The sequence below is a fragment of the Paucilactobacillus vaccinostercus DSM 20634 genome, assembly GCF_001436295.1.
In the GTDB taxonomy this organism is placed as follows: domain Bacteria; phylum Bacillota; class Bacilli; order Lactobacillales; family Lactobacillaceae; genus Paucilactobacillus; species Paucilactobacillus vaccinostercus.
On the sequence record NZ_AYYY01000005.1, the window covers coordinates 157,637 to 183,881 of the forward strand.

At 40.7% G+C, this 26,245-nt stretch carries 24 protein-coding genes and 1 other RNA gene; 8 read left to right on the top strand and 17 right to left on the bottom strand.

Annotated elements, in window-relative coordinates:
- The 4 genes from FC26_RS01470 to FC26_RS01485 are packed head-to-tail and all read right to left on the bottom strand — an operon-like array spanning position 1 to position 2,867.
- Complete coding sequence (locus tag FC26_RS01470) at positions 1-1,077, bottom strand: carbamoyl phosphate synthase small subunit (RefSeq protein ID WP_057777264.1); 1,077 nt, start codon at positions 1,075-1,077, stop codon at positions 1-3.
- Between the two features lie 30 nt (positions 1,078-1,107).
- A complete protein-coding gene (locus tag FC26_RS01475; protein WP_057777265.1) occupies positions 1,108-2,022 on the bottom strand; it encodes an RluA family pseudouridine synthase in 915 nt (304 codons plus the stop codon).
- On the bottom strand, positions 2,019-2,465 hold the full coding sequence (gene lspA / locus FC26_RS01480) for a signal peptidase II (protein ID WP_057777266.1): 447 nt from the start codon (positions 2,463-2,465) through the stop codon (positions 2,019-2,021). Before lspA ends, FC26_RS01475 begins: the two co-directional genes overlap by 4 nt.
- 24 nt (positions 2,466-2,489) lie before the next feature.
- Positions 2,490-2,867, bottom strand: coding sequence for an EbsA family protein (locus FC26_RS01485; protein WP_057777267.1), 378 nt, complete (start codon positions 2,865-2,867; stop codon positions 2,490-2,492).
- A gap of 45 nt (positions 2,868-2,912) precedes the next feature.
- On the opposite strand from FC26_RS01485, the gene FC26_RS01490 reads away from it, so the two are divergent.
- A complete protein-coding gene (locus FC26_RS01490; protein WP_057777268.1) occupies positions 2,913-3,305 on the top strand; it encodes a ribonuclease HI family protein in 393 nt (130 codons plus the stop codon).
- 159 nt (positions 3,306-3,464) lie between these two features.
- On the opposite strand, the gene FC26_RS01495 is transcribed toward FC26_RS01490, so the two are convergent.
- From FC26_RS01495 to FC26_RS01515, 6 genes are all read right to left on the bottom strand, one after another.
- Complete coding sequence (locus tag FC26_RS01495) at positions 3,465-4,067, bottom strand: nitroreductase family protein (protein WP_057777269.1); 603 nt, start codon at positions 4,065-4,067, stop codon at positions 3,465-3,467.
- Between the two features lie 122 nt (positions 4,068-4,189).
- The gene (locus FC26_RS01500; protein WP_057777270.1) at positions 4,190-5,320 is read right to left on the bottom strand and encodes a THUMP domain-containing class I SAM-dependent RNA methyltransferase; all 1,131 of its coding nucleotides are present in this window, start codon (positions 5,318-5,320) and stop codon (positions 4,190-4,192) included.
- 123 nt (positions 5,321-5,443) lie between these two features.
- Positions 5,444-6,325, bottom strand: a complete 882-nt coding sequence (locus FC26_RS01505) for an aldose 1-epimerase family protein (protein ID WP_057777271.1) — start codon at positions 6,323-6,325, stop codon at positions 5,444-5,446.
- Between the two features lie 219 nt (positions 6,326-6,544).
- Positions 6,545-6,917, bottom strand: an RNA gene (rnpB, locus tag FC26_RS12420) — RNase P RNA component class B.
- Between the two features lie 18 nt (positions 6,918-6,935).
- Positions 6,936-7,295: a cell division regulator GpsB gene (gpsB, locus tag FC26_RS01510; protein ID WP_057777272.1), complete on the bottom strand. Its 360-nt coding sequence runs from the start codon at positions 7,293-7,295 to the stop codon at positions 6,936-6,938.
- A 73-nt stretch (positions 7,296-7,368) separates the two neighbouring features.
- Positions 7,369-7,953 (bottom strand): SLOG family protein, encoded by a 585-nt coding sequence (locus FC26_RS01515; protein WP_057777273.1) that lies wholly within the window; start codon positions 7,951-7,953, stop codon positions 7,369-7,371.
- Between the two features lie 83 nt (positions 7,954-8,036).
- Between FC26_RS01515 and recU the strand changes: the two genes are divergently transcribed.
- Both recU and FC26_RS01525 read left to right on the top strand, forming a co-directional pair.
- Complete coding sequence (gene recU, locus FC26_RS01520; protein WP_057777274.1) at positions 8,037-8,660, top strand: Holliday junction resolvase RecU; 624 nt, start codon at positions 8,037-8,039, stop codon at positions 8,658-8,660.
- 11 nt (positions 8,661-8,671) lie between these two features.
- The gene (locus tag FC26_RS01525) at positions 8,672-11,014 is read left to right on the top strand and encodes a PBP1A family penicillin-binding protein (RefSeq protein ID WP_057777275.1); all 2,343 of its coding nucleotides are present in this window, start codon (positions 8,672-8,674) and stop codon (positions 11,012-11,014) included.
- A 60-nt stretch (positions 11,015-11,074) separates the two neighbouring features.
- Here the strand turns inward: FC26_RS01525 and FC26_RS01530 are convergent, their stop codons facing one another.
- The 5 genes from FC26_RS01530 to FC26_RS01550 form a co-directional block, all read right to left on the bottom strand.
- On the bottom strand, positions 11,075-12,415 hold the full coding sequence (locus FC26_RS01530) for a dihydrolipoyl dehydrogenase family protein (protein WP_057777276.1): 1,341 nt from the start codon (positions 12,413-12,415) through the stop codon (positions 11,075-11,077).
- Positions 12,416-12,533: 118 nt separating this feature from the next.
- Entirely contained in the window at positions 12,534-13,247 is a 714-nt protein-coding gene (locus tag FC26_RS01535) for a DnaD domain-containing protein (RefSeq protein WP_057777277.1), read from the bottom strand.
- Between the two features lie 26 nt (positions 13,248-13,273).
- Positions 13,274-14,569: an asparagine--tRNA ligase gene (gene asnS / locus FC26_RS01540; RefSeq protein WP_057777278.1), complete on the bottom strand. Its 1,296-nt coding sequence runs from the start codon at positions 14,567-14,569 to the stop codon at positions 13,274-13,276.
- Between the two features lie 22 nt (positions 14,570-14,591).
- Positions 14,592-15,092, bottom strand: coding sequence for a cell wall elongation regulator TseB-like domain-containing protein (locus FC26_RS01545; RefSeq protein WP_057777279.1), 501 nt, complete (start codon positions 15,090-15,092; stop codon positions 14,592-14,594).
- Positions 15,093-15,157: 65 nt separating this feature from the next.
- Positions 15,158-17,980 (bottom strand): helicase C-terminal domain-containing protein, encoded by a 2,823-nt coding sequence (locus FC26_RS01550; protein WP_083483710.1) that lies wholly within the window; start codon positions 17,978-17,980, stop codon positions 15,158-15,160.
- A gap of 222 nt (positions 17,981-18,202) precedes the next feature.
- Here FC26_RS01550 and mvk point away from each other — a divergent pair, with 222 nt between their 5' ends.
- The 4 genes from mvk to fni are packed head-to-tail and all read left to right on the top strand — an operon-like array spanning position 18,203 to position 22,310.
- Positions 18,203-19,150, top strand: a complete 948-nt coding sequence (gene mvk / locus FC26_RS01555) for a mevalonate kinase (protein WP_057777281.1) — start codon at positions 18,203-18,205, stop codon at positions 19,148-19,150.
- A 2-nt stretch (positions 19,151-19,152) separates the two neighbouring features.
- Positions 19,153-20,124 (top strand): diphosphomevalonate decarboxylase, encoded by a 972-nt coding sequence (gene mvaD / locus FC26_RS01560; RefSeq protein WP_057777282.1) that lies wholly within the window; start codon positions 19,153-19,155, stop codon positions 20,122-20,124.
- A gap of 32 nt (positions 20,125-20,156) precedes the next feature.
- On the top strand, positions 20,157-21,248 hold the full coding sequence (locus tag FC26_RS01565; protein WP_057777283.1) for a phosphomevalonate kinase: 1,092 nt from the start codon (positions 20,157-20,159) through the stop codon (positions 21,246-21,248).
- Between the two features lie 12 nt (positions 21,249-21,260).
- Positions 21,261-22,310 (top strand): type 2 isopentenyl-diphosphate Delta-isomerase, encoded by a 1,050-nt coding sequence (gene fni / locus FC26_RS01570; protein WP_191978869.1) that lies wholly within the window; start codon positions 21,261-21,263, stop codon positions 22,308-22,310.
- 21 nt (positions 22,311-22,331) lie between these two features.
- On the opposite strand, the gene FC26_RS01575 is transcribed toward fni, so the two are convergent.
- Positions 22,332-23,690 (bottom strand): RsmF rRNA methyltransferase first C-terminal domain-containing protein, encoded by a 1,359-nt coding sequence (locus FC26_RS01575; protein WP_057777285.1) that lies wholly within the window; start codon positions 23,688-23,690, stop codon positions 22,332-22,334.
- 166 nt (positions 23,691-23,856) lie between these two features.
- On the opposite strand from FC26_RS01575, the gene FC26_RS01580 reads away from it, so the two are divergent.
- Complete coding sequence (locus FC26_RS01580; protein WP_057777286.1) at positions 23,857-24,687, top strand: Cof-type HAD-IIB family hydrolase; 831 nt, start codon at positions 23,857-23,859, stop codon at positions 24,685-24,687.
- Positions 24,688-24,737: 50 nt separating this feature from the next.
- Here FC26_RS01580 and glpK read toward each other — a convergent pair whose 3' ends face one another.
- Complete coding sequence (glpK, locus tag FC26_RS01585; protein WP_057777287.1) at positions 24,738-26,243, bottom strand: glycerol kinase GlpK; 1,506 nt, start codon at positions 26,241-26,243, stop codon at positions 24,738-24,740.
- Between the last annotated feature and the right edge of the window lie 2 nt (positions 26,244-26,245).

The following is a 26,245-nucleotide window of genomic DNA, read 5'->3' on the forward strand; positions in this document are numbered from 1 at the left end:
CTAAGCCCCCCGCCTTTGCATAGATTCGATAAATTCGTCGAATAAGCCATTGGTTTCGTCAGGTCCGGGTGCGCCATCAGGAAAAAATTGAACCGAAAAAGCCGGGAAATTACGATGACGGAGTCCCTGAACGGTATCGTTGACCAGATCGATATATGTGACGAATAACCGGTGTCGATCAACTGATTGCCGATCAACTGCGAAACCTTGACCCTGGGATGCGTAAATAATATGATCGGTAATTACTTCTTTAATCGGATGGTTCATCCCGTGATGCTCTGCCGGAAGTTTGCCTACTTCAGCTTGGTTAGCCATTGCAAAGAGTTCATGTCCGAGCCCAATTGCAAACAGTGGAATCTCTGTTTGAATTAGCTGAATCATTTCTAAAACGGATGGCCTGAGGTCATGGGGGTTTCCGGGTCCCGTTGACAATACCACCCCATCAGGATCAAGGCGAAGGATATCTTCTGCAGAAGCCGTGTAAGGTAGCACAGTTACATTGCAGTTTCGCCGACCAAGTTCCCTTAAAATTCCATGTTTAAGGCCAAAATCAATGACAACAACGCTCAAACCCGTTCCAGGATTAGGATATGGTTTTGGCGTTGAGACTTGAGCCACCTGTTGATTTGTTAGAACCGTTGCATTTAGTTGATCGAATGCGTGGTCGTCTGGAACAGGAACAATACTAGCTTTCATCGTTTTACCAATTTTGCTGAGCTTTTTGACGACCGCACGTGTATCAATACCCGTGATTCCAGGTATATTCATCTGCTTGAGGTATTGATCCAATGACAATCGGCTGATTCGGTTAGTTGATACATTGGCTAATTCTCGGACAATAACGCCCTTGATACTAGGTAGGATTGATTCATAGTTTGCTTGATTAATACCAGAACTACCAATATTTGGTTGGGTAAAGATAACGATTTGGTTGTGATAAATTTGATCTGTAATAATTTCCTGATATCCGGTCATACTGGTGTTAAAAACGAGTTCTCCCGTTGTCACCGCAGGAGCCCCGAATCCGGTCCCTTTATAAACGGATCCATCTTCTAAAATTAAATATCTTTCAGTCACAAGAATGCCTTCTTTACTAGTTGTTACGATCTATAAATCGTGTGTGTTCAGATAGGTAATCATCGTTTGAAAATATTCAGGTAATGGTGCTTCAAACGTCATTTGTTCATTAGTAGTGGGATGAACGAAGCCCAACAATTTTGCATGTAAGTATTGTCCGTTACCGGGTAATGTTTTGCGTGGCCCATAAAGTGGATCTCCAGCTAAGGGATGACCAATATACTGCATGTGGACACGAATTTGATGAGTTCTCCCCGTCTCTAAATGGCAACTGACCAACGTATAGTGCTGATAGCGTTTTAGCACGTTGAAATGAGTAACGGCATGACGTCCGTCAGCAACGACAGCTTGTTTTTGGCGGTTAATGGTTGAACGTCCCAACGGGGCATTAATGGTCCCCCGTTCTTCCTCAATTTGCCCATGAACTAATGCAATATATTCACGTTCATTCGTCTTGGCCTTTAGTTGAGCTGCAAGACACTGATGCGCGTGGTCGTTTTTTGCAACCATTAGTAGCCCAGACGTGTCCTTATCGATTCGATGAACAATTCCAGGCCGAAATTCGCCATTAATCGTGGATAACGGACTATGATAAAGCAATGCATTCACCAATGTGTGATTTGGATGGCCTGCTGAAGGATGAACCACCATTCCTTGAGGCTTATTGACCACAAGAACGTCATCATCCTCATAGACAATATCTAAAGGAATATCTTCTGGAGTGAGATCAATTTTCTGAGGTTCTACTGGAACAACTTTAATTTGATCATTATTAGCTAATTTATATTTGGGCTTTACTGTTTTGCCGTTCACCATCACATGACCAGACTCAATCCATTTTTGAATCTGAGAACGTGAAACGTCATTCATGAGTTTTGGCAGGATTTTATCGATTCGGCCAAGATGTTGTTCTTCCGTTATTTTAAAAGTAAATGTTTTATTCAATCTAGATCACCTGAAATCCATACTGCGATAACGAGCCAAATGACACCAATGGTCAGGCACATATCCGCGACATTAAAAATGGGAAAATTAATAAAATCTAGTTGGAACATATCAACAACGTACCCTAAGCGAATTCGGTCAATAAAGTTCCCTATTGTTCCGGCCAAAATTAAGCTAATGCTGAAGGCATACATTTTTTTAGAACGAAACCGCCAAAGAAAATAGCCTAAAATGAGTAGCGCAACGATTGAGATAATTGTAAAAAACCATTGTTGACCTCTCAAAATACTCCATGCAGCGCCATCGTTTCTTAAATTCGTGAACGATAGTAATCCGGGGATGATGGTATGTACCTGATTGAGTGCAATTTGCTGAACAATAGTATATTTAACCACTTGGTCGGCGATGATTAGTAGTAAGATAACGATAAGGTAATAAGGCATAACATCCTCCAGAGAAACGTACGTTTATTTTAGTTGTTGCTTGATTGACTCAAGTGAATTGGGCATAAACGAAAAAAACATGGTTTGCCCATTCACGGTCATATGCATTGAATGTTTAGAGAAGCGTAATTGGCGAATTGACTGTCTGGGAATAATCAGGTAATCTTTTTGAAGCACCCGACTGAATACTAGTTTGGTTGGTGTCACTAAAACAGTTCGACGTGTAATTTGAAAAAAAGCCAAAAGAATGAAGACTACAAAAAAAGCTGCTGTAATCCATTGAAAATGCGTAATTTCAAGCCACACAATAATTCCAATTAGTAAAATAACAACGGTCCAACACCAATTAATGACTGCAGATACAGGATTTGGTTGATAAAAATATCTTTGTTGTTCTTCCATGGGGTATAAATCTCCTTTAATAACATACTAAGTGAGGGTACATATATGATTAAACTATATACGGATGCCGCAACTCTTGGCAATCCAGGACCGACTGGTTTGGGCGCCTTAATTGTTAGTCCAGAAAAAAATTTGCAACTAAAACAAACATTAAACTCTGCTTCAAATCACGAAGGCGAGTTTGCGGCTGCTATTGCGGGCTTCAAGGCAGTAAAAGAACAATTTACTGCTGACGAAACCATTCTGTTTTATACCGATAGTCGGTTAGTTAGCGATGCCGTTGGCAAAGGATTTGCGAAACATTATGAAGCGCAACTAGCAGAGTTGTTGGCATTGATTGATATTTTCAATTTTGTAGTAACGAAATGGATTCCTGAAAAACAAAACCAAGGTGCTCACAACCTCGCAAATCAAGCGTTACACGCAAACGAATCATAGTATGTGTCACACACTACCAGTATATCAAAAATTGGCATCCATTGAGGACGAAATCGCTTAATTTAAACTAAATTTAGCAACAAAAAATAGACATTCTCATTTGAGATGTCTATTTTTTGTTGCTACTATGACGAATGAATAACTAGACTAGTTGTAACGCTAGTCAAAAGTCTTGAAACGTTGATCATCATCCATATAATCTTTATCGCCAGCTTGTGCTTCAACTGAGCCAAATGGCATTTCTGCTCTAAGACGCCAGTTAGCTGGTACGTCGAAAGCCTCGCGAATTTGGTCGTCAATAAGTGGGTTATAATGCTGTAAACTAGCGCCTAATTCATTTTCGGCTAAGGCAGTCCAGACAGCGAAATTGGCAATTCCCATACCCTGCTCTGACCAATCATAGAAGTTATCAGCATATAGTGGTGCTTGCTTTTTGTAAGCATCGACCACATCAGTGTCAGTAAAGTACAAAATTGTACCATATCCTGCTTTAAAGCTGTTGATCTTAGCCGTTGTTTTAGCGAACGCATCGTCATCTTTGACTTCTTTTCTCAAACGGGCTAAAACAATATCCCAAACTTTATCGTGTGATTCACCAAATGTGATGATGGCACGAGTAGTTTGATTGTTAAACGCAGTTGGCAAGTTTTTGATGGTGTCTTTTACTAATGTACTAATTTCTTCATTGGTGAAAGACACGTTCTTACCTAGAGCATAGATTGAACGGCGTTGTTTAGCTAAGCTAATTAATTCATTTTTCATATTTAGGTTCCTCCAATAAAAGCTTTAATTCGTTAACGAGTACCAGCATATCATACTTACAAAATGTAAGCAAAACTTTTTTACGTTTATTGCTTGATTAACAAAAAAATAAAGATATTAGACTAATGTTGCTTTTTGCCCCAGAATTGAAACAGATCAGTTCGCAAAGAACCGTTATAGAGCTTACGCTTTTTAGTTGCTTTTTGCCCGTAAAACTGTTCAAATTCTAAATCACTGGTAAGAATATATTTACTCCATGTTGTCATTGGCCGGTAGACATCACCCATTTGTTGATAGAGTTTTCGAACGGTGTCTTGGTCTCCAAGTCGTTCACCATATGGTGGATTAGCAACGAGGACGCCGTTGATTTTATCGGTTTGCCAATCTTTCACTGCCAATTGTTTAAATGAAATATCCTGTAGTAAACCTGCTTCCTGTGCATTAACTTTCGCGATATCAATCATATTTTGATCAATATCATATCCGGTAATGTCTAATTCAGTATCGTAGTCTGCCAGAGAATCAGCCTCGTCACGAATCTGCTGTGATAAATTATCGGGCGTCATTTCCCACTTTTCACAAACAAAATCGCGATTGAAGCCGGGGGCGATATTACGGCCAATTAAAGCTGCTTCGATTGGGATTGTTCCTGACCCACACACTGGATCGACAAATGGATTGTCCGTGAACCAATGTGATAATAAGACTAATGCTGCCGCCATATTTTCCTTGAGTGGGGCCCCACCCTTAGCAGTACGATAGCCCCGCTTGAATAGGCTACTTCCGGTAGAATCCAAAGTAAGTATAACGTGATCTTTATTAATCATTACTTCTAGTGGATACAGTGCACCAGTCTCTGGCAACCGAGTTCTCCGGTGGTATACGTCACTCATTTTGGCAACAATAGCTTTTTTTACAATGGCTTGCACATTTGGCACGCTGTGTAACTGAGAATTGTGTGAACGTCCTTCAACAGGAAATTGTGCGTCGATGGGTAACAAGTCATCCCAAGCAACAGCTTTTGTTTGTTCAAACAAGCTATCAAAAGTGACCGCATCAAATTCAGCAACAATAATCTTGACGCGATCGGCAGTTCTTAGCCACAAATTAGTTCGGATAATATCCTTGATATCTCCTTCAAAACGGACACGGCCGTTTTCGACGTTGGTATCATATCCTAAGTCACGTAATTCGCGGCCGACTAGTGCTTCGATTCCGGCAGCAGCAGTTGCCATTAATTTGTATTGTTTCATCCTTTACCTCTTCATAAAATTCATTTACAAGTCTAATTATAGCAAATCTCCTGTTTAATAAGTGCAGAAACAAAAAAACTTCACCGTATGAAGTGAAGTTTTTTGAATTACGATAATAAATTATTAGTTTAATGTCATTTCGTAGCTGTAGCTTGCTTGCTTACCAGCATCGAGTGTAACATTCGCTTCTTTTTCGAGTAGTTCACTTTCTTGCCCAGAAATGTCAGGCAGTCCTTGGAATGGTTCAATGCAAAGAAATGGCGCATTCGCACCTTCCTTGGTCCATAGACAAACATAGCGAAAATCGTTGAGGCTTAATTCAATGCTATGATCTGATTTTTGCGAGCTAAGCTTAACTGAATTGATACCATCATTCTCAATGATAACTAACCCGGCCTCAAACATGTCATGGTTGAGTTGAATTGTACTTTTATCAGCAGCTGTAAGTGGAATGATCTTACCATCACGGTATGGTGCCGGCGTTTTAATGATTTCAAACTGTTTTAAATCTAAGTTCTTAGGTTGAAATTCAAGTTGGTAGTCATCGAATGTGGCATCACCGTCAATCGGCACATTAAATGCGGGATGCGAGCCAATGGAGAAGGCTAAAGTCTGATCATCAAGATTATTAACATCAAAGTTTAATTTGATACCAGTTTCCGTAACCGTGAAGGTAACATCTAAGCGAAACTTAAATGGAAACAGTTTTTTTGTTGCCGTATTGTCTGTTAATGAAAGTGTCAGAGATTGACCACTGTTTGCAGTAACATCAAAGAGTTGGTCACCGGCAAAACCGTGTTGTGGCATTTGGTATTCCTGACCATTGAGTAAGTATGAGTCTTTTTCAGATCGCCCGATGGCAGGGAAAAGTACTGGTGCATGTTTTGGCCATAAATCATTATTCCAAATATAGTCAAAATTTCCGGCCTTATTAATCAGATGAGTTAATTCAGCTCCCTTTTCGTTAATTTCGGCCCTGAACTGTGTATTTTCAATAACTTGCATTGTTAGCACTCCTTTTAACCTATTATCGATAGTGTTTAAAACTGCTATATCAGTATCATGAATCCGTTTACATTATAACCTTATTAACTATTTTGTCAATTGAACTGAGGGTGATATCTCTTCCTCAGTAGTTCTTTCTAAGGAACTAGTATGCTAGTTTTATTTTTAAGTAAAATAAAAAGTCCAGATAAAAATATCTGGACTCGCCTGTTTGTAAATTTCTGTAAGCCATGTTTTGTCGAAGCACAATCTTCAGGCTCAATTGTGCAGTGGCAATCATCTATCTCGAGACATAAAGTCTCCCCCCACAATCAGTTCAATTACCTATGTGAAGCTCCCCTACCATAAGTTTGGGTTTCCCGCTCGAGGGGTTTACCGCGTTCCATCAATGCTGTTTCCAACATTGCTTCGTCACTGTGGCACTTTTCAGGAATACTCGAGCATAGCCGAAGCCTTAGCCGTTTTTCCCGCCGTAACCATTACTGGTCCCCCGGCTTATTTTTTCACCGAGCACGAACACTACAGACATCGCAGTCTGTGCGAGCATGGACTTTCCTCAGCTGATACAAACCAGCCGCAATCACCCAAAATTTACAAATTTATTATTTAATTAAAGCAAGTGTGAATCAGACTGATCGTTACCAAGTTGTGATCCGAAAACGCGACGTTCCAAGTTAGAAAGACGTTTTAGAATATCCATATTGGTTGCACTCGAAACTGGTTGTTCACTAGTAGAACGTGTTCCAATAGAAGCACCGACTTCAACTTGACGACTTAGCTCATCATTTTTAGCCTTAAGTCGTTCATTTTCACCTTGAAGCCGTGTAATCTCCTTGTTAAATGCGTCGTAATCCTTAATGACATCATCTAAGAAACTATCAACGTCTGTTGGATCATAAGCTGATCCCATCCGTTTTTCTTTAAATTCTTTTTGGAGAATATCTTTTGGAGTAAAGTTAATGTTATCCAATTTCAGCACCTCAGTCGTGATTTCTTAACTACCTAATTTAGTTTACCAAAAAAATGAATAAATGCAAATAAAATTATGAATCTTCATGATTTCTTTGCATTTTTATCTCTTCTTGTTCCTCTTCATATTCGTTTGCCGCTTCCTGTAGTTGATCAAAATCAATGATGTTAACAGGATATGGATGTGTCTCAGCAAATTGCTGGGCTGCTTTTAATTCGAATTCCGATTTACCGGGATACTCAGAATCATATACAAATAATGCCGCATCAGTATGCATTAACATGAACTCTTGATAATTTCGAAGTTGAGCTGGTGATCGGTATTTTGTATCACTAACCTGATCGGCAAAATCCGCATCAGTTTGTAACTGAGATAATTTGGCCTTGTTATCATCATTCCATTGACTACCGAATTCAGCAAATGGCGCCATAATGGCGACTTTAATTTCCGGGTAGTCGCTTTTTAAATCGATTCCCCAGCGTGCTGACCATTGCTCAATTCCCAGTTGTGGCCCCGTGATAAGCCAATCAACACCCTGTTCAATTTGATTACGTAATGCTTGTTTAACTGCTCGTTTAATGACTTCAACTTTAGGATCTTTTTCTTGAAATACATTTAACTCATAGCTTCGATAGCCTGTAATCCATAGTCGACTCATTTATTAACCTTCCCTACAAAAAATTTAAACTTTATTTACCTGTATGTTTGGTATAATACTGTATAGCTGGGAGGATTGCAAAAATGACAATTCATTATCCAAATGGACAACAATATACTAGGCCCAATCAGCAGGGTTCGTCAAAGCAAACTTCAAATGTAACACGGTCGGTTTATGGCAAACGAGGGATGTCGCTGGAACAAGAGATAAACGAAAGCAACGCCTACTATCTTGCTCATAACATTGCAGTGATCCATAAAAAACCTACACCTGTACAATTAGTTAAGGTTGATTATCCAAAACGGAGTGCTGCTGTAATTAAGGAAGCCTATTTTAGACGACCTTCAACGACGGACTACAATGGTGTTTACCGTGGTTATTATCTGGATTTTGACGCAAAAGAGACAAACAATAAGGTTTCTTTCCCGTTAAAAAACTTTCATGAACATCAGATTGAGCATCTACGAGCATGTGTTCAACAGGGTGGTGTCTGTTTTGCATTTCTCAAGTTTTCTCATACAAATCAGCTTTTCTTACTTCCCGCCTCCAAATTATTTGCTTATTGGGATGAGCAAGATAGTGGCGGTCGTAAGTCAATTCCACTCAAAAATATCGAACAAGACGGATATCAAATTACCTATCAATTTAATCCACTGATTCCATATATAGATGCGGTTGATCGATTGATTGAAGATCTTGGAGTATAAAGGAGTACGATATGTCAGATAACAAACGTCCATCACGACAGACTCGCATGCAGTCTGAAAAGAATGGCAAGTCAGGTTCTCATAGTACCGGAAGTATTATTAAAAGAATCATACTATGGGGACTTAGTTTAATTGGTATTTTAGTTCTAATGGGAGCGGTACTCTTCTTCTACTATGCTTCCACAGCACCTAAAATTTCTGAAAGTGAGCTATCCAGTCAAGTTGCAACTAGAATCTATGATTCTGATAATAATGTTGTTTCTGAATTGGGGGCTCAAAAGCGTGAGTATGTTAAATCAGCATCGATTCCGAAAGAATTAAAAAATGCGGTTGTTTCAATTGAAGACCGTCGTTTTTATAAGCATCATGGTGTCGATCCTGTTCGGATTGTGGGCGCTGCTTTTTCAGATCTCACCCACTCATCTAGTGGTCTTCAAGGTGGAAGTACCTTAACACAACAGTTGGTCAAACTATCAGTTTTCTCAACTGCCGCATCGGATCAGACAATCAAACGTAAAGCGCAAGAAGCATGGCTCGCGATTAACGTAGAACGCCACTACTCCAAGGCCAAAATTTTGGAATTTTACATTAACAAGGTTTATATGGGGAATGGCGTATACGGCATGCAGACAGCCGCACAGTACTACTATGGTAAAAACTTGAGTCAGTTATCACTTTCTCAATATGCAACGTTGGCCGGCGTGCCTCAGTCACCAACCTACTATAATCCAATTAGCAACGCGACGGCCGCTACGCAGCGTCGGAATGAAGTTCTAGATGCAATGGTCCGAAGCAAATATATTTCTCAATCACAGGCTACGGCAGCCAAAAAAGTTAACGTTCAGACCGGATTAGATTCATCACACGGAAATACTTCAAGTGCGTCATCAGCGGATGATAGTAATAACAAAGTCATTGATTCTTATTTGAAACAGGTTGTTTCGCAATTGAAGAAAAAAGGCTACAATCCTTATACTGATGGATTGGAAGTCCATACTAACTTGAATATGGACGCACAACAGCATCTCTATGACACGGCCAATGATGGAACGGTTGCTTTCCAGAGTAAAGACATGCAAATTGGTGCCGCAATTACTAATCCAAGCAACGGTAAAATCATTGCAATGCTTGGTGGCCGTAAGACAGGCAATGTAACGTTTGGTCTTAATCGGGCTGTCCAAACGGATCGAAGTGCCGGTTCAACATCTAAACCATTGATGGATTACGGCCCGGCAATTGAATATCTAAACTACCCCACTTTCAGGCCGGTAAAAGATATTTCATTTACTTATCCAGGAACTTCTAAGAAGCTGTACGATTTTGACCGTCAATTTAAAGGAACAATGACAATGCGTCAGGCATTGGTACAGTCACGAAACATTCCAGCCATTAGAACACTACAAGATGTTGGTATGAGCAAAGCAACCAAATTCTTGGCTAAACTCGGCATTAAGCCAACTTCGAGTTCTGGATTTGAACTGCAAAATGGGATTGGGTTATATATTTCACCACTGCAAGAAGCCGCAGCATATGCGACATTTGCGAATGGCGGAACGTACTATAAGCCCTACTACATTAGCTCTATTACGACTAAGAGCGGCGATTCTTACAAGTACAGTTCTACCGGGAAACGGGTTATGAAGAGTTCCACCGCCTATATGATTACTGACATGCTTAAAGGTGTTATTAACAGTTCTAGCGGAACTGGAACGGCTGCTAAGATCTCTGGGGTTCATCAAGCTGGTAAGACTGGGACGACACAGTACCCAAGTGGCAGCGGCGTCTCATCCGGTGTGATGGATTCTTGGTTTGCTGGGTATACGAAACATTATTCGATCTCCATTTGGACCGGTTATGATAAGGCTTTGGTCGCTGGACACGCAGTTACAAGTACCTATGAGAAGACGGCTCAGAAAGTTTACCGAAGTGAAATGAGCTATCTTGAAAACCAAAATCCTAGTTCTGACTGGTCTGTTCCAGATACTGTTTCAGTTGTTTCTAGAAATGGTCAGCGTGAGTTAGAGGTTAAGGGTGCTTCGTGGAGTGACACAGGGACCAGTGATAAGTATGCTGAGAACAATAATGGCTCTTCAGACGCAGATAGTAGCAGTGAAGTTATTGTTTCATCATCCTCATCAATGAGCGAATCTAAACAAGATTCTGAAAATTCAAGTAGTAGTTCTAATAATTCGTCATCCGTTGAACAACAGCCAAATGGCGACGGAGATGATGGCAATACGGATGCCACTCAGAGTACGGATGCAACAACTACTGATACAACATCATCAGCCACGACATCTACACCAACGTCAACTCAACCAGATAGCAGTGCAGCTGCAACACCTGGACAATAATGTGACGTAAAAAAGCTCAAATTTCACTTAAAAATGAAATTTGAGCTTTTTAATTTTATTTTACATGTAGTAGGTCAAATCACTTGCCACGCTAGGATAAACCGGTATGAAATTTTTTAAATCATTGACCGTAGTTTTGTTTTTAATCATTAAAGTAAAATAGTTGATGAGCTCTTCAGCATTGGTTGCAAGTACAACGGCCCCTGCTACTGTCTGATCTTGCTGATTTAAAATAACAGTTACTTGAGCGTCAGTATCTAAAAGACGATTGTACGTATACCATTTGCCGACAGATGCGGAATTAATTTTGAACAATTCTGGATGTTGTTCTGCAGTTTCAAGACTAACACCAACTTGCGATAATTCTGGGCCGGAAAAGACGGTATGTGGGACGACCGGATACTGAATTGAAGCACTGATTTTTTTTATTTGTTGTGCGACGTACCGTCCTTCAAAACTGGCGACAGGCGTTAATTTAGGGATCTTTTTATCGATGACATCGCCCACGGCAAAAATATTTGGTGCATCAGTTTGAAGATGATCATTGACACTGATCCCTTTTGAGGTGTACGCAGCGGTTGTATTTTCTAAGTTTAGTGATCCAACACTCGCGTGACGTCCCGTGGCGGCATATACTGCGTCTACTGATAATGATTGTTGATGCTGGGAGGTAACTTGAAATGTATGAGCTCCTTTTTTGACACCGGTAATAGTATCATTAAAGTGAAAAACAATTCCTTTCTCAGTAAGTAGTGATACTAGCTTTTGAGTATATTCCTCTGGAAAACTTCTGAGCACACGACTATTATGCTGGAAAATATGAACTTCAGCGCCAGCACTGACGGCGATATTAGCTAGTTCAATCGCAACGTATCCCCCACCGATGAAAGCAATTTTTGCTGGTAAAGAATCTTCATCTAAAAAGTCGGTGCTTGTTTTTAACCAATTATTACCTTCAATGTCAGGAATTGAAGCTTCGGCGCCGGTTGCAATAATAAAATATTGCGCAGAAATTTGACGTTCATTGACTTGAATCTGATGCGCATTCAAAAAATGACAAGTTCCGGCAATGTGGTCAATGTCAGCATTAGTTAAACCATTTTCGGTTCCTCCAGGGATCTGATTGGTATAGGAACGTTTAAACTGCATCATATCATGCCAATTGACTTTTAGATGAGCGGTATCTTCAAGCCCGTTATGCTTGTATTTTTGTGCTTGTCTCTGAGTCTCTACGATACCATATAGCATTTTTTTAGGATCGCAACCATAGTTGGGACAGGTTCCTCCCCAAAGATGCTTTTCAACGACAAGTACCTTATGAGTTGCCGAAAGTTGATATGCGGCGGCAAGACCCCCTGGCCCCGCACCAATGATAATAACATCGTAGTCATACTTTTCCATACATTATCACTCCCCTAATTCATTGATACATTCAGCATACACTATGTCCAAGTTACGAGCACGAATCATGCCTGCTTTTAATAAAAGAATCGACAATCCAAACGGATCGCCGATTCTTTTATTCATCTGATATTTTAAAAAGTGGAATATCTGGGCCAGCAGGATGCTTATGTGTCGTTTTTCCTTGGGCTGTTTGTTGCTCAATATGAGTTTGGCGTATTTGATCAACCTGTTGGGGAGTCGTAACATGTTGTTTTTCCCAACTTCGTAAAATACGATCCATATATTTAAGATTCCATGCTTGATTTAAAACGGCTTCTTGCAGCGCCAATACGATCATTTTTGGTGCGTAATGGTCGTCATCAAACCATCTGGCAACTGTTTCTAACTCAATTGGTGATAGTGGTCGTCCAAATTCTACCTCAATTTTATCAAAGGTTTGTTCTCGTTCACTCGTATCTTCAGTTGCAATTTGCGTAGCTGTTTGATTCGATACAAATTGGATAATTTTCTTTGTGAGAAGTGAAAAATTGTAGTAATCACTTTGTTTACCGTAGTTATCGGTTTTAGTTTCGTGAACAAGAAACTGGCGTTGAATCATTTGATGAAGTAATTCGAAAACCTGTTTCTCATCGGTTCCCAAGTTAGTTGCAACCTGAGAAATATTGGGGCTGGCAATTCCTTGATCAAGATATGATTTTAATTGCAAGTAGACCATTAGCTGAGCTGTGGTCATACCAATTTGACGATAATTTCGTAAAACAAGATTACTAATAATGGTTTGCCCTGATGACTCAAAGGCGTCGACAAATTGATCGATACTTTCGCTGATAGTAAACTACCTCCCCGTCAATTTCTTTATGGATAAATACGATTTAATAACCGTGGAAATGGAATTGTCTCACGAACGTGGTCTTCTCCTGTTACCCAAGTTAAGAAGCGTTCGAGTCCTAAACCAAATCCTGAGTGTGGTACAGAACCGTAACGACGTAAATCAAGATACCATTCATAATCCTTAGGATCGAGACCTGCTAGTTTGATTTGCTCAAGGAGATAGTTATAATCGGTTGCGCGTTCTGAACCGCCGATGATTTCTCCATAGCCTTCAGGGGCCAGTAAATCGGCACAGATCACGATATCTTCTCGGGTTGGATGTGGCTTCATATAGAAAGGCTTAATGGCTTTAGGATAGTTTAAAATGAATACTGGTTGTTCGAATTGATCTGCGAGGTACGTTTCTTCGGGTGACCCAAAATCATCCCCCCATTTAACATCCATCCCCGCTTTTTGTAGCATGTCAATTGCTTGATCATAACTGATTCGTGGGTATGGTGTTTTCGTATACTTACGGAGCAATTCTGGATCACGATCAAGAGTTGCAAGTGATGAGGCACAGTGGTCAATCACGTTTTGAACTAAGAAAGCCACGTACTGTTCTTGAACTGCCAAACTATCTTCCTGGTGCATAAAGGCCATTTCGGGTTCAATCATCCAAAATTCAATCAAATGACGACGTGTCTTCGATTTTTCAGCACGAAATGTGGGACCGAATGAAAAGACTTTATCGAACGCCATTGCACCTGCTTCTTCATAGAGCTGGCCACTTTGTGAAAGATAAGCGTCATGATCAAAATATTCCGTGTGGAATAAGTCAGTGGTTCCCTCAGGGGCGTTACCTGTTAAGATGGGTGCGTCAATTTTAGTGAATCCCTCCCGATTGAAGAATTCATACGTAGCACGAATCACCTCATTACGGATTGTTAAGATTGCGTGCGGCCGACTAGATCTCAACCAAAGATGACGATGGTCTAGCAAAAAGTCAATACCATGGTCCTTAGGCGTAATCGGATATTCTTCACTTTCACCGATCACCTCGATAGACGCCACTTGAATTTCATAGCCAAATTTTGACCGAGTATCTTCATGTATCTCACCAGTAATCCAGAAACTAGATTCCTGGCGTAAGTGCTTAGCAACATCAAACGTTGATTCATCAACCGCGTTTTTTAGCACAACTCCTTGAAAAAAAGCAGTACCATCCCGTAGCTGTAGAAATGCAATTTTGCCACTTGAACGTTTATCAGTTAACCAAACACCAATTTTGACTTTTTGGTTTACAAAATTTGGTGCATCAATAATGCTAATTGTTTCCAACGAAAACTCCTCCAATTACATCTTATAAATTATCAATTCTTTGAACGTCTTTACCGTTCTTAAAGTTCAAGAGTTCGTAACACAGGTTTCCGTGCTTATTGAGGTAAGTAACTTCCCAAACTGCATGGTTATTAAAAATACCCGGTGCAATTTTGAGAACTCGTTTTGGATTGCGTTTATTCCAAATCTTAGTTAATGCCTCGTTCTTGGTAATTCCGTCTTTTTGCTTGAGTACCCGAATCTTGCCACCCTTTTTGGCGATGACAACAAGAATCGATTGATTCTTGTTATTGGTACCAGCAACGGTATAGTACGTTTTTTCACGATTGTAGATATAAAAATCATCTGTCTTCTTTAAATTCGCGTACTTTTTAGCCATTGCAATGGCTTGTTGCCGTGATTCATTTTTAGGATGATTTCCCACTGCGTAGATGGTCCAGCCACACAGAAAAATTAGAATAATAATCACCAATGTCAACCGAATTGGATGGCGACGCCGTTGACTATTTCGTCGGCTCTGCATAAATTTGTTACCCCTTTTTATTTAATCGAATGCTATTATAACAGACATTTCACCACCTCAGCATATTATTCATGCTTTTTAAAGAAAGCTTTGGTTTCTTTAATAATTTCATCAGTTGGAATTGTATCGATCGGTAATTCGGCTGGCAAAGTATTCATAATTGAGTGCCCATATTTACGTTCACTTAACCGTTTATCTAATACAATCGCAACTCCGTAATCTGCTGGTGTTCGAATTAGGCGCCCCATCCCCTGACGAATTCGCAAGGTAGCCTTTGGAAGGGCTGCCCCATAAAAGGGATTCTTATGATTTTGCTTCAGCCAGTTACTCTCGGCCTTTGCCAAAACTGCGTCTGGAAAGTCGAATGGTAGTCGCGTGATAATTAATAGCTCCAGCTGACTTTTGGGCAGGTCAATGCCTTCCCAAAAACTTGATGCTCCGAGCAATATTGACTGATTACCAGTTAGAAATTGTTTCAGAACTTTTTCTTTGTTGCCGGTAATTCCCTGAGCCAAAATTTCTCGTTGCAAGAAAAGGTCGGTACTATGCAGCTGACTGTATACCTGTTCGATGGTTAGCAGTGAATTAAACAGGATTAACGTTTGCCGAGGATTGTCTTTTGTAACTCGGTAGATAGTTTTACTGAGATATTCGATATATTGGTGGTAGCTATTAGCTGTAATGAGTGGTGCATCTGCCGCAATCATCATTTTAGCCTGATTTTTAAAATCAAATGGCGATGCGAATTTCTTGATTCGAGTTTCATCTGGATCTACATCTAATTGATCATATAGGTAGCGTGATCGGCCTGATGAGAAAAGTGTCGCACCGACAAAAGTGGGTTTCTGAAATGCTGGATAAACTTGGCTTGCCAAGAAATTACGGGTTGTGAGTAACCCCCCACTCAGTTGTAAGTTACTTTTTTCAGATGACTGGTGAACAGTGAGCCAGAAAACGGATTCGGCAATTTGATGAATCAGGACATCGCTAAAGTGATGTAAGGTTTCATCGGCCTTAGTAATAATCATGAGTTGGCTTTGGAACTGTGTCACGAGGTAACGGTCGCTTGCTAGCCAATGCTTTTTATTGTGACTAAAAAGATGGTAAATAGCATTGAAATGCAGGTGCAAACTGCCCAGCGCCTGTTCAAGATCTAACAAAATTTTATTGGATGGTTGTAACATAGCTGCTAGTTCGTGATTATCGATGGTCTGTTCAATAATGGACTGTGCCTGTTGTGAATCAACGTTGAGCATAAATTGTCGATATAGTGCCTGCTCAAACTGCTTGAAGGCTGTTTCAAGACTCACCAAGTCGCTACGTAAGAGATCGATGTTATATAGTCCAAGTGGCAAATCGTTAAAAATTTCCCTTAAATTACGATCGTGCCCAGCATTAACCAGCCCCTGTAAAATGTGAATAGCAGCGTTAATTGTTGGAAAGCTAATTTGATGTCGTGATTTCTTTAAGATGCTATCGCTTAAATGCTGTGCTTCATCAACCACTAAGTATGGCGAGTTTAAGGACTGCCCCAATTCTGTAGCATGCTGTGCAAGGTAAGCATGGTTAACAATTACAATATTCGCTTGTTCTAGTTCGGTTTGGCGTCGCACTAGAAAATCATCTTCGTAGAATCGACTTTGGCGATTCAAACTGTTGATTCCCTGATGGCGAATTTCGGTGAAGTATGGTAAACGATAACTATTCAGATTAAGCTCATCCAAGTCACCACTTTGTGTTTCTAATAACCAGACCAATAACTTGGCTTTCGTCATTTGAACTGGCTTAGCATCTTCGATCATACTTAAGGAGTGATCAAACTTAGCCAAGTCGATATAGTGACTGTTCCCCTTCAAAACCACACAACTGACCGTAAATGGCAAAATTGGATTCAAGGTATCAGCAACCGAGCGCTTCAGTTGTTCCTGCAAAACATTAGTTGCAGTACTAATAACCACTTTATGTTCCGGATAAGTTAAATAGGTCATGGGTAAAAGATAGCCAAGTGACTTTCCAGTCCCCGTCCCAGCTTCAATAATCATATTTTTAGGATTTTCATGAGTATAATTATTGAAAATAGCATTCATCATTCGGGCTTGGGATTGCCGGTAGTCCAACCCATCGGTATTTGACTGCTGATAAAGCTTCTCTTTTGCTGATTTGGTCTTAGGATACTTGAACGATTGCCGGTTATTAATTAGTTCACGGCGGTGTGGCCGGTGAAGAATGAGATTTTCTTTCTGATAAAGGCTATTGGGTAGTTGTCGTTTTTCTGTGCGGCTGGCCAACTCATTTTGAAACATTTGCGCAGTTTCGTAGGGTAAGTCTAACCGAAGATTAACCAATTGCTGTAGTGTCACCGTCGGGAGATCTTGGAGTCGAATGAGTAGCTTGTTGAGTAACTGACTAGTGGCTTCGGCGTCCGAGTCTGCACTATGGGGAGAGTCATGATCGATTGCGAGATATTTGGTTAAATCACGCAACCGAAAGCTAGGCTCTGTGGGTAACAAAATTTGACTGAGTGTTACGGTATCAATTGCGGAAATTTCTAGAGCTGGAAATCCAGCACGTTCTAATTCGGCGTTTAAAAAAGGAAAATCAAAATTGACGTTATGTGCCACAAACGTAGTGTCACTTAACAGACTAAAAACCGTTGCTGCAACGTCATCGAATAAGGGTGCCCTTTTCACGTCATGATTGCTAATCCCAGTTAGCTGTTCAATTGCTAGTGGTACGTTTGCTTGGGGGTTTATCAGCGATTCGAAACGATTGACAATTTTGCCGTCACAAAACAGGACGCATCCGATTTGAATGATGCGATCCCCGTTTTTATAATTGGTACCAGTCGTTTCTAAGTCAACGACTGAATATATTTTTTGATTATGCATCTTAGTCACCATTGTTAGTTATTATTAAATCAATTCCTATCATACTATTTGTGAAAGAGCTTTACCATTTTTCTCGTCGGAGAAACCATTAAAATTTAATTAGTAAACGATTGGGATTATTAAACTCTGTATAAGTTTCAGCTTAGTTTGTCACTATAATGAATAATTTAATGTATAATGAACTCTGGTTTTTATTCTAGACATTTGGGAGGGTTAGATTCGATGGTACAAAAAGGGAGTGGTACTAGCCACGCCAAAATAATTCTCATCGGTGAGCACAGTGTTGTGTATGGACAACCAGCAATTGCACTGCCCCTCTCCCGTGTTACGTGCAATGTGACGATTTTGGAAACTCAATCTGGTGGACAACGAATTGATAGCCGTTATTTTGATGGTCCAGTTAATCAGCTACCTGAAACAATGGCTGGAATCGCCACGCTAATTCAGAAGTTAACTGCTTATTTCAACGGATATGATGATACTTGGTTAATGCAAATCACGAGTATGCTACCGGCCGAACGTGGTATGGGGTCTTCGGCAGCAACCGCAGTTGCAATAACTAAGGCCTTTTTTGACTATTACGGTCATGTAGTGAGTCGAGAACAGCTTTTGGCATTTGCAGACATTGAGGAACAAATTACGCATCGCAGTCCCAGCGGCCTTGACGCTGCGACCGTAAGTTCTGATTCACCAATTTGGTACGTTAAAAATAGTCAAACAGTCCCCTTGCAGATGAATATTGATGCGACACTTCTAATTGTGGATACTGGTGTCGAAGGTCGGACAAAAGAAGCTATTAATACCGTTAAGCGCCAGCTTGAAACTAATCAATTAGTCACGATGCAGCGAATCGAGCAATTAGGTAAACTAGTACGGGAAACTAAATCGTGTCTGCAACGCGGCGATATCACTAAACTTGGAAAATGCTTGACAGCTGCTCAGCAACAGCTTAGTGCCCTGTCTGTTAGTCATCCTTCATTAGACGAACTCATTGACCTAGCAATGCTTAACGGTGCATTAGGCGCCAAGTTAACTGGTGGCGGTCGTGGGGGATGTTTAATTGCATTGATGGACAACGAAACGGCAGCTAAAAAGTTGGCTACTAAAATGGTTAGTGCTGGGGCTAGTGCTACCTGGATTCAACCACTATCGGGAGGACTTGAAGCGTAATTATGTATGCAAAAGCGAAGGCCCATACTAATATTGCATTAGTGAAGTATTGGGGCAAGAAAGACGCGGAGCTAATTATCCCCTACACGGATAGTTTATCGCTTACGCTAGATGAATTTTACACGACAACTGCCGTTCAATATGATTCTCAACTACAACACGATGAGTTTGTAATTGATGGTCAACCGGTCAATGAAAAAAACTTTATCAAATTAACAAAGTTTATGCAGTACATCCGAGAAATTAGTGGTGTTACGGCATTTGCAAAAGTAACATCAACTAACCATGTTCCAATTTCTGCAGGATTAGCTTCATCAGCATCGGCGTTCGCTGCGTTGGCGGCGGCAGCAACTAAAGCAGCCGGGATGAACCTGAATCGCACCGAATTATCTAGAATTGCTCGTCGTGGTTCCGGTTCTGCAACGCGGTCTTTATTTGGCGGTCTAGTGGAATGGCATCACGGAACAGATGATGCGACATCATTTGCTGAGCCGATTCAAGAACGGGTGGACTTTGGCTTGGAAATGACGGCCATTATGCTAGATACCAACATTAAAAAGATTTCCAGTCGTTCTGGAATGCAAAATGTTGTAAAAACTTCACCCTACTACCCGGCTTGGATTGATGTCGTTCAACACGACATGGTTGCCATGAAGCAAGCTATTCGGGCGCAAGATGTTACACGAATTGGTCAAATTGCCGAACTAAATGCAATGCGAATGCACGCACTTAATTTAGCGGCTGATCCCAGCTTCACGTATTTTAACGCGGACACGTTGCGGGCAATGGCGCTTATTCATGACTTGCGTAACCAGGGTATAAACTGCTATTATACCTTGGATGCGGGTCCAAATGTAAAAGTGATTTATCACAAAAATGATCGCCCCAAAATTTTAAAGGCGCTTCAAATTGAATTTCGAGAAGACCAACTCGTGGTTGCTAAACCAGGACCGGGAATCCAATATCTGGATTAATATTAATTAGGTTGATGAAAGGACATGTTCTGTTGATTACTGCTCAAGCACCTGGAAAATTATATATTGCTGGCGAATACGCCGTCGTGGAAAGTGGCCTTCCCGCGGTAATCGTGGCACTAAACCAATTTGTTACTTGTACTGTTGAAGAAAGTACGGATTTTGGAAGTATCGTTTCTCGTCAGTATACTGAAAATTCACTCCATTGGCGTAGAATGGGCGATGAAATGGTTTTTGATAACCGCGATAATCCCTTCCACTACATTCTTTCGGCCATTAAAATCACAGAAGAATATGCGCGATCACTAAATCAACAATTAAGTGTTTATCATTTACGAATTGATAGTGATTTAGATAGTGAAGATGGTAAAAAGTATGGATTAGGTTCTTCAGCTGCTGTCACGGTGGCGACGGTTAAAGCCCTCTGTGGGTTTTACCGTTTACCAGTTACTCAAAATCAGATTTTTAAATTGGCTGCGATTGCCCATTTTGATGTTCAAGGAAACGGGTCCCTCGGAGATATTGCCGCTTCCGTCTACGGTGGCTGGATTGCGTACCACTCTTTTGATCGCCAATGGTTGGCTGAACGACGTCACGTTCTTCCGCTACCAGAATTGATCGATCTAGAGTGGCCTGATCTTCAAATTGAACAGCTAGTTGCCCCTGCTGATCTAAAACTTGTGATCGGTTGGACTGGCTCGCCGGCTTCAACTTCCAAGTTAGTTGACAAGGTTTCAATGGTAAAAGTTCGTGATCAAACTGAGTATCAAACGTTTGTTTCAGAGAGTCGAAACTGTATTCAACGAATGGTGGAAGGCTTCCGTGAACAAAATTTGTTAAAGATTCAAAATGAAGTCCGCTATAACCGTCAGTTGCTGCATCAATTAAGCGACTTTTCAGGTGTTCAAATTGAAACTCCGGTGTTAACTAAAATGTGTGAAGTAGCCGAAAAATTTGGTGGTGCTGCTAAGACTTCTGGTGCCGGTGGTGGCGACTGCGGAATTGTTTTAATTGACCGTCGGACGGATTTAGCTAATATGTTGGCACAGTGGAAGGTTAATCACATCGAACAGCTTTCCTTGACAGTACATGTTATCAAAGAAGGCATTACGCAACTTTCATAACCTAGAGGATTAATTATGGAATCACAACATGCACAGAGAAAAAATGAACATATTTCGCTCGCCGAAAAATTATACGGTATATCGCACCAGAATCACCCATTTGATGGTGTGCGGATAATTCATCAAAGTTTACCAGAATTATCGATTCAAGACGTGACATTGACAAGTGCGCTGACTGAAACCATTCAATTGTCGGCCCCTTTCTACATTGAGGCGATGACCGGTGGTAGCGAGTTAAGTTTGAAGCTTAATCAGCAACTTGCGCGAATCGCGGCCGACTGTGATTTGGCAATGGCATGTGGTTCTCAGAGTGTCGCTTTGAAGCATCCGGACGGAATCGATAGTTTTCGAGTATTGCGACAAGAAAACCCCAATGGTGTTTTGATTGCTAATATCAGCGCTGCGGCATCACCAGAACAGGTTAAAACTGTTGTTCAGATGATCGATGCCAATGCGGTGGAACTACATCTAAACGTCGCACAAGAACTGGTCATGCCTGAAGGTGAACGATCATTTAGGTGGTTGGATAATATTAATGAAATTGTTCAACGGACTGATGTTCCGGTGATTGTTAAGGAAGTTGGATTTGGCATGAGTCAGGAAACAATACAACAACTAATTAACACCGGTGTTAAAAATATCAATGTTAGTGGTCGTGGTGGGACAAATTTTGCTCGAATTGAAAACCGACGAAATCATGAAAATGATTTCGATGATCTGGCTGACTGGGGCCAGACGACGCCAGAGTCGTTATTAGAAAGTCAAAGGTTTCAAAAAGAAGCCCATGTCATTGCGAGTGGTGGTATTGTTACCCCACTTGATGTGATTAAATGCGGTAATTTGGGTGCACAGGCAGTTGGAGTCGCTGGTTATTTCTTGAATAAACTAATCCGTGAAGGCGACGATGCTTTAATTCAAACCATTAATAATTGGCGTGTTGAAATAGAAAGAGTCTTGCTACTCTGTGGTTGTCGTCAGTTCAATGAGTTAACAAAGGTACCTCACGTTTTATCAAATGAATTACAATCATATTTTGAACAAAGAAACACGAGAAACGACTAAAAATCGTTTCTCGTGTTTCTTTTAGAATCGTAGTCCCTTGGGATAGAAATTTTTAACTGTTTTGTTAACCAGCTTACCGAAGCAAACAGCATGATTTTGACAAGTTAGCAAATACCATCCTTTTGGATAGTCGTTATTCACGGTAATCGTATCACCGTGGACGTATTGACGCCATTGTTCTTCAGTGATAGTCAGTTTGTTAAGGACTTGATCATCGTCAATGGCAAGTGCTAATCCAAGTGCTGGTTCAAATCGACGTTTCTTAAAGGTTCCCAGATGAACGCCCGGTCGAACGATCGACATTTTATCGATTATCGGCATTCCATTCGGCATGTCAAACAACTGATCACCAAATAAAGCTAAGTTACGAATTTGGTAATTTACCAAACAACTATGAAGAAATTCAGTTAATTCGGTTTGTTGCTCCTTACTTAATTTTACTGAGCGAAACGGATGTTTTACTGTAGGAACTATTTTTGAGCCTGATGCTGCCTGCCAGACAAGCTTAGCAATAAAATGTCCCTCACCCTTCATATGATGAGGAAAAAGTCGGACAGTCTTAGTGAGTTCGGGATTATCGTTGCCCCATTCTGGTCGACCGTCATCCATGCCAGAATATTTTTTTATTGGTACAAGTGTGAACTGAGGATATTTTCTGATAAACCAATCAATAATCTGTTCATCTTCTTCAGGAGCAAAGGTGCATGTGGAATAGATCAAGGTACTTCCGGCATGCATCATTTTAACCGCCGAGTCAAGAATGTGTTGTTGCCGATTAGCGCACTCGTTGGAGTAGTCCTTATGCCAATATTGGGTGGCAGCAGGATCCTTACGAAACATCCCTTCCCCCGAACAGGGGGCATCAACTAAAATGCGATCAAAAAAAGCAGGAAATTGAGCTTCTAGTTTTTCTGGGCTTTCATTGGTAATGACGGTATTTTGTGACCCCCAACGTTCTAAGTTTTCCGCTAAAATTTTGGCACGCGCTTTGAAAATTTCGTTGCTAACAAGCAGCCCCGAGTTTTGCATTTTTGCAACTAAATGAGTGCTTTTTCCGCCCGGAGCGGCGCACAGATCTAACACTTTTTCTCCCTGTTGTGGATCTGCGACCTCCCCCACATACATTGCGGATGGTTCTTGACTGTATAGGTAGCCCGTTGTGTGATCGATGGATTTACCATTTAAGTGTCCATAATGTCCGTCACGACAGTATGGCACTTGTTCATTAGTCACATATGATTGATCAACCAAAGAACTGGCTTTGTTTGAATTAATTCGGTATCCGCCGGGACTGGACTGATTAAACGAATCAAAAAAAGCAGTTGCTTCGGGTCCTAATAGCTCTTGATATTTGTTAATGAAATCTTGCGGTAAGTTCAAAATAAAACTCCTTTTGTTAGGCATATTGTAATATACAATGTTGATCATTGTATATTACAATATATCGTTTTAAACGTCTTTAATTAGTTGATTTTACTAGTGTTTTTTGATGAATTATGATAACGTGAATACTTGTAATCATTGAACGAAAGAAGTGAAAAATAATATGAATCAACACTTAATTGCTATCGATTTAGATGGTACTACATTGAATGATCAATCTCAACTTTCATCAGAAACAATTTTGACGCTTCGAAAACTAGCTGCAGATGGTCATATTGTCAGTATTGTTACTGGCCGACCGTATCGAATCTCAGGCCAATTTTATGATCAAATTGGGTTGAAAAGTCCGATGGTCAATTTTAATGGTGCATTAGCACACATTCCCCATCAACAGTGGCAATTTGAGTATCAGCAAAACATTGATCGGCAAATTGCACTGGATCTTCTAACCCATCGACAAGATTTGGGAATTCATACCATGACAGCAGAAAATAAAATGCATCTTTGGGCAAACCAGCCTAGTCACGTGATGAAAGACTTTTTCCCCACGCATTTGGCAACCAATGAAGTGCTTAATAGTTTGAATTTAACATCAAACCCAACAGCGCTAACCCTGCAATACGAACCAAATGACAAACAGGCACTTATTGGTCGAATTAATAAAAACTATGGGGCTAACGTTGATATTCGTGTCTGGGGCGGCCCACACAGTATCTTAGAAGTTGTTTCTAAGGGGGTTCATAAAGACGCCGGAATTGAGCATATTGCTAAAGCCTATGGGATTGCGCAACAAAATATTATTGCTTTCGGTGATGAAGATAACGATTCTGAAATGATTTCCTACGCTGGCCGCGGTGTAGCAATGAGTAATGCAATTGAATCAATCAAACAAATTGCCAATGATGTTACCCAAGATGATAATGATCATAATGGCTTGGCCCACTATTTACAAGATTACTTTAAAATTGATGTGCCGTCACAGTTTGCCGTTTGAAAATAATTATAGGACTGATCCGATAGGATCAGTCCTTTTTTATCGTCAATTTAATCTTGATGGCTGAATGCTTGTGTGGCCTTAATTGCCCGTTGCCAACCGTCATAGATAGTGGCACATTTTGTTTCTGACATTTTAGGCTGAAATTCGGCGCCTAGTGCACTAAGATGTTTAAGCTCATCTTGATCGTGCCAGAAGTCAACTGCTAAACCGGCTAGGAAAGCGGCGCCCAAGGCGGTTGTTTCTTCAATTTCTGCCCGTTGAATTGGAGTATGCAAAATATCTGCTTGAAATTGCATGAGGAAATTGTTCCGAGAGGCACCACCATTAACGGTAAGTGCTCTAAGTGGTAACCCGGTATCAGCGACCATAGTATCGACAACATCTCGCGTCTGAAATGCAATTGATTCCAGTGTGGCACGAATGATTTGATTCTTTGTTGTCCCACGAGTGAGTCCGAACATCGCACCACGGACCTCTTGATCCCAATAAGGTGCACCTAAACCTGTAAATGATGGAACAACATAAACGCCTTTTGTCGATTCGGCAGCAACTGCTAGTTTTTCCGATTCCGACGCATGTTCAATCATCTGTAAGCCATCACGTAGCCATTGAACTGCTGATCCCGCAACGAAAATGCTTCCTTCGAGTGCATAGTTAATTTGGCCGTTAATTCCATATGCAATAGTTGTTAGCAGGCCGTTATCTGATAGTGTAGGTTCAACCCCTGTGTTCATGACAATAAAGGCGCCTGTACCATATGTGTTTTTTACCATGCCCTTCTCAAAGGCAGTTTGACCAAACAATGCTGCTTGTTGATCTCCAGCAATTCCGGCAATTGGAATTTGGACGCCATAAAAATGGTACTCACTGGTATAGCCATATAATTCAGATGAAGAACGAACCTCTGGTAACATGGAACGCGGAATATCAAGCAGATCAAGGATATCTTGATCCCAATCCAACTGATGAATATTGTACAACATTGTCCGACTGGCGTTGGTAACATCTGTGGCATGTACCTTTCCATTAGTTAAGTTCCAAAGTAGCCAGCAGTCAATCGTTCCAAACATAAGGTCGCCGTTTTCCGCTTTTTGTCGGGCACCTTCTACATGATCAAGAATCCATTTAATTTTGGTAGCAGAAAAATAAGAATCAATCACCAATCCGGTTTTATCATGAATCATTTTACTGTAACCATGATCGATTAGATCATCGGCAATTTCGCTGGTTTGCTTAGACTGCCAGACGATTGCGTGATAGATTGGTTTGCCCGTATGTCGGTCCCAGATAATGGTAGTTTCCCGTTGGTTAGTAATCCCAATAGCAGCAATTTTGTAGGGCCTAATTTTAGATTGAATCATAACATCCGAAATTACCTTTTGGACACCATCCCAAATTTCAAGGGCATCGTGTTCCACCCACCCTGGTTCCGGAAAATACTGTGTAAATTCATGCTGTGCTTTAGCGACTTCTTTTCCTTGATGATCAAAAATGATTGCGCGAGAACTTGTCGTTCCTTGGTCAATCGCCATGATGTATTGTTGATCGCTCAAAT